The 3,952-nt window shown below is 70.4% G+C and carries 6 protein-coding genes and 2 tRNA genes; 1 reads left to right on the top strand and 7 read right to left on the bottom strand.

Features of this window, described 5'->3' with window-relative positions:
* Nucleotides 1-55: 55 nt before the first annotated feature.
* Together VGR37_05105 and VGR37_05100 are read right to left on the bottom strand one after the other, a co-directional pair.
* On the bottom strand, nt 56-565 hold the full coding sequence (locus tag VGR37_05105) for a DUF411 domain-containing protein (protein ID HEV2146772.1): 510 nt from the start codon (nt 563-565) through the stop codon (nt 56-58).
* Nucleotides 566-827: 262 nt separating this feature from the next.
* Complete coding sequence (locus VGR37_05100; GenBank protein HEV2146771.1) at nt 828-1,040, bottom strand: hypothetical protein; 213 nt, start codon at nt 1,038-1,040, stop codon at nt 828-830.
* A 382-nt stretch (nt 1,041-1,422) separates the two neighbouring features.
* On the opposite strand from VGR37_05100, the gene VGR37_05095 reads away from it, so the two are divergent.
* Nucleotides 1,423-1,680, top strand: a complete 258-nt coding sequence (locus VGR37_05095; protein ID HEV2146770.1) for an SWIM zinc finger family protein — start codon at nt 1,423-1,425, stop codon at nt 1,678-1,680.
* A gap of 110 nt (nt 1,681-1,790) precedes the next feature.
* Here VGR37_05095 and VGR37_05090 read toward each other — a convergent pair.
* From VGR37_05090 to VGR37_05070, 5 genes are all read right to left on the bottom strand, one after another.
* Nucleotides 1,791-1,864, bottom strand: a tRNA-Met gene (locus VGR37_05090).
* Between the two features lie 13 nt (nt 1,865-1,877).
* Nucleotides 1,878-1,951: transfer RNA gene (locus VGR37_05085), tRNA-Met, on the bottom strand.
* Nucleotides 1,952-1,987: 36 nt separating this feature from the next.
* Nucleotides 1,988-2,320 carry a septum formation initiator family protein gene (locus VGR37_05080; protein ID HEV2146769.1) on the bottom strand — a complete coding sequence of 111 codons (333 nt, stop codon included), beginning with the start codon at nt 2,318-2,320 and terminating at the stop codon, nt 1,988-1,990.
* Complete coding sequence (gene eno / locus VGR37_05075) at nt 2,311-3,588, bottom strand: phosphopyruvate hydratase (protein ID HEV2146768.1); 1,278 nt, start codon at nt 3,586-3,588, stop codon at nt 2,311-2,313. Before eno ends, VGR37_05080 begins: the two co-directional genes overlap by 10 nt.
* A 226-nt stretch (nt 3,589-3,814) precedes the next feature.
* Nucleotides 3,815-3,952 (bottom strand): IS4 family transposase (locus VGR37_05070; protein HEV2146767.1); only part of this gene is annotated, 138 nt, incomplete at its 5' end.

Genomic DNA, 3,952 nt, shown 5'->3' with positions numbered 1-3,952 from the left:
CGCCCGGTGTGGGGCGGCGGCCGCTTCGCGGACGGCGTCGAGCGGTCCGGCCTGGCTACCGGACCGCGTAGACGTCCTTCGGGCCCGTCTCGTCGAAGGTGAAGACCTCGTAGTCGTCCTTGTACGGACCCTCCATCCCCGGCGAGCCCATGGGCATCCCGGGGACGGCGATCCCCTTCACCGCGGGGCGCTCCGCCAGCAGCTTGCGGATCACGTCCGCGGGGACGTGCCCCTCGATCGCGTAGCCGTCCACGACGCCCGTGTGGCAGGACTGCATTGCGAGGGGCACCCCGCGCGCCCGCTTGATGGCGGCGACGTCGTCGCTCGTCACGCTCTCCACGCGGAAGCCGTTCTCGCGCAGGTGGTCCTCCCACTTGGTGCAGCACCCGCAGGTGGGGCTCTTGTAGACGGTGATGGCCGGGCCGGTGGCCGCGGCCGCTGTGGTCGCTACGGAGGCGGCCCCGTCGGACACCGGGGCCGACTCGCCCGTCTTCGAGCAGGCGGCCGCGAGCGGGACGATCGCGAGCAGTGCGAGGGCGGACGCGCCCTTGAGCATTCGTGTCATGGTGCCGTGGGTGTCGGGCGTGGGCCCGGGTGCCGGCGCATTCGAGTTCCTACCCTCTGTGTACCGGACCGTGGCGCCGCGGTTCCCCTTCCGCGCGCGAGACCGGCCGCAAGGGCACGATGGCTTCCTCGGGGGCGAGCGGCCAGCGGGAGGACCCCGACGGCGTGTGGGGAGGGACCCGTCCGGACCGGAAGAACGACGGCCCGGGAGCGCCGCGCTGCACGCTCCCGCGCCGGTCCGCCCGTCCCGCCGGAGGGCAGGGTCAGTCGAGGTCGGAGCCGCGCTCCTCGCGCGGGTGCCCGTGCCCCTGGTTCTTCGAGGTCCCGGAGCCGTCCACGTCGCGGTCGGTGCCGCGGGTGGCGCGGTCGGACGTGCCGAACTCGGCTCCCTGGTTGTGCTCGCCCTGCTCGCCCTCGGGGGTAATCCCCGTGCGGACGCCGCCGCCCGTCTGCGTGGTGCGCTTGAGATCCGCCATGCGTCCTCCTGGTCTGGGTTCAACATCCCAACATGGCCCACCCGGCGTCGCAAGACGTGTTCCGACGGGGAGATACGCGCACGACCCCGCCCGGGGAGTACGGATTTTGCATGGTCCTCGGGGCCGCAGAAAAGAGCGCGACAGGGCTGTTGCGGGATCGCCGGGGACGCTTTACCTTGCGATCAGGAGGCCGGGCCGACCCGCCGCACGCGGCGGTCCCGCGCTATCCCCCGTTCCGATCCCGAACCCGTGCGGGAAGGAGGTACGTGGTGCAGATCTGGGAGTTTTCCACTCCGTCGGCTCCGTTCGAAGACGCTCCATCCGGAACGCCCCGCAGACTGCTGCGCGGCGTTTTTTGTTGTTCCCTAGCAAGGAGGTCCTGATGCTCGATTCGGGGATGATCAACAAGATCCAGAAGGCCAAGACCTACGCCACCGAGCCCGAGCGCATCCACTTCCAGAGCCTGAAGGTGGAGTTCGACGGAAACAACGGGAACCACGAAGTCGGATTCGAGGACGGACACTGGCGCTGCGACTGCGGCTACTTCCACAACCACGGCACCTGCAGCCACACCATGGCCATGGAGCGCGTCCTCGGCGTGATGGCGCCGCACGACCAGGTGGAGCTGGAGGCGAGATAGACGGGCGAGAGAAACGCTGCGGCCGCCGCGGGGGCGATCCCCGCGACGGCCGGTTGCCAGCCCAGCGACACGAAAGGGGCCGCTCGTGCGAGCGGCCCCTTTCGGCAAGGTAGCGGAGGAGGGACTCGAACCCCCGACACGCGGATTATGATTCCGCTGCTCTAACCAGCTGAGCTACTCCGCCACGGAATTCGTTATAGCGGGGGCGGGATTCGAACCCGCGACCTTCGGGTTATGAGCCCGACGAGCTACCAGGCTGCTCCACCCCGCGTCAAGTGCCCTAAATATACGCCGGTGGGCGGAAACGTCAAGGGGCCTTCGCCACCCGGCGTGCCGCCGCGGGCTCGGGCTCCGCCTCGAAAAAGCGGTACAGCGTCTCCCCGTCCCGGATCATCCCGAAGCGCTCCCGCGCCACCCGCTCCAGGGTGGCGTCGTCCTTTTCCAAAAGCGCCGCGTAGGTGCGCAGCGAGTCCACCGCCGCGCGCGTCTCGGCCAGCTCCGCGGCCTTCGCTTCGCGCACCTCGTCCAGGCGCCGGAGGTGGAAGGCGGAGTACTCCCCGCCCCAGAGCGCGTAGTAGGCGGCCACCGCGGCGACCGCGCCCAGGAGGAGGCGCCGCCCGGCGCGGGAGCTCAGCGCCACAGGCCGCCCCCCGGGTAGCGGGCAGCGCTCCCCAGCCGCTCCTCGATCCGGAGGAGCTGGTTGTACTTGGCGACCCGGTCCGTGCGGCTGGCGCTCCCCGTCTTGATCTGGCCCACCCCGGTGGCGACCGCCAGGTCGGCGATGAAGGTGTCCTCCGTCTCCCCGGAGCGGTGGGAGATCACCGCGTTGTACCCGGCCCTGCGCGCCATCTCGATGGCCTCCAGCGTCTCGGTGAGCGTCCCGATCTGGTTCACCTTGATCAGGATGGCGTTCGCCACCCCACGTTCGATCCCGTCGTGCAGGCGCTGCGTGCTGGTGACGAAGAGGTCGTCGCCCACGAGCTGGATGCGGTCGCCGACGGCATCGGTGAGCTGCTTCCAGCCGTCCCAGTCGTTCTCGTCCAGCGCGTCCTCGATCGACCGGATGGGGTAGCGGGTGGTCCAGTCCCGGTAGAACTCCACCATCTCCGCGGCGCCGCGGCGCTCGCCGGAGGACTTGTGGAAGACGTACCCGCCGTCGCGGTGCATCTCCGAGGCGGCCACGTCGAGCGCCAGCACGACGTCCTCGCCGGGGCGGTACCCCGCCTGCTCGATGGCGGTGAGGATCACCTCCACCGCCTCTTCGTTGGAGGCCAGGTCCGGCGCGAAGCCGCCCTCGTCCCCCACCGCGGTGCTCTTGCCGCGCGAGGAGAGCACCTTCTTGAGCGCGTGGAAGATCTCGACCCCCGTGCGCAGCCCCTCCGAGAAGGTCTCCGCGCCCACCGGCATCACCATGAACTCCTGGAAGTCCACGTTGTTGGAGGCGTGGGCGCCGCCGTTGAGGATGTTCATCATCGGCACCGGCAACACGTTCGCCAGCGGCCCGCCCAGGTACCGGTAGAGCGGGAGCCGGCAGTCGCGGGCCGCCGCGCGCGCCGTCGCCAGGGACACGGCGAGGATCGCGTTCGCGCCGAGCCGGCCCTTGTTCTCGGTGCCGTCCAGCTCGATCATGGCGCGGTCCACCGCCACCTGGTCGTACGCGTCGATCCCGTGCAGCGCCGGGCCGATCTCCTCCTCGACGTTGTCCACCGCGTCCAGCACGCCCTTGCCGAGGTAGCGGCCCTGCTCCCCGTCGCGCAGCTCCACGGCCTCGTGCTCGCCGGTGGAGGCGCCGCTCGGGACCGCCGCACGCCCCAGGATCCCGTTGGAAAGGATGACCTCGGCCTCGACGGTGGGGTTCCCCCGCGAGTCGAGGATCTCGCGTGCACGGATCTCTGCGATGCTGACCATGGGTGCCGGGCTTTCTCGTTCGGTGGAGGGCATGCTCGGTGGGACCGCTCGGACGGGCGGAACGTACCATCCGGCCCACGGGCTGTCAACGATGGAAATGGCGGCCCCCTCCCGGCTCGCTTTAGGCTCGCCACCCTCCCCCGCAAGCGGGAGAGGGCTTCCTGTCAGCCGCGGCATGGGGGCGAGTCGGGGGCGGACCCCCTCCCCCGGCCCCTCCCCGCAGGGGCTACGCATTACCCACATCTCGGAGGGTCTGGAAAGCGAGAGTGAAGTCGAAGAGTCTGCGCAGCCCGATCCAGAGGCTTTTGACCCCCGGCTCACCATCGCCCTTGCGTCCCAGGAAGCCGCCGAAGGAGGCGATCTC

The sequence above is a fragment of the Longimicrobiaceae bacterium genome (assembly GCA_035936415.1).
Lineage (GTDB): Bacteria > Gemmatimonadota > Gemmatimonadetes > Longimicrobiales > Longimicrobiaceae > JAFAYN01.
Note: the sequence above shows the minus strand (reverse complement) of the source record. Positions and strands in the feature narration are given on the sequence as shown.

Bases quoted from the DNA above. Each gene is read 5' to 3' on its own strand.
- VGR37_05100 (HEV2146771.1), bottom strand. From the start codon at position 1,040: ATGGCGGATCTCAAGCGCACCACGCAGACGGGCGGCGGCGTCCGCACG.
- VGR37_05095 (HEV2146770.1), top strand. From the start codon at position 1,423: ATGCTCGATTCGGGGATGATCAACAAGATCCAGAAGGCCAAGACCTAC.
- VGR37_05105 (HEV2146772.1), bottom strand. From the start codon at position 565: ATGACACGAATGCTCAAGGGCGCGTCCGCCCTCGCACTGCTCGCGATC.
- eno (HEV2146768.1), bottom strand. From the start codon at position 3,588: ATGGTCAGCATCGCAGAGATCCGTGCACGCGAGATCCTCGACTCGCGG.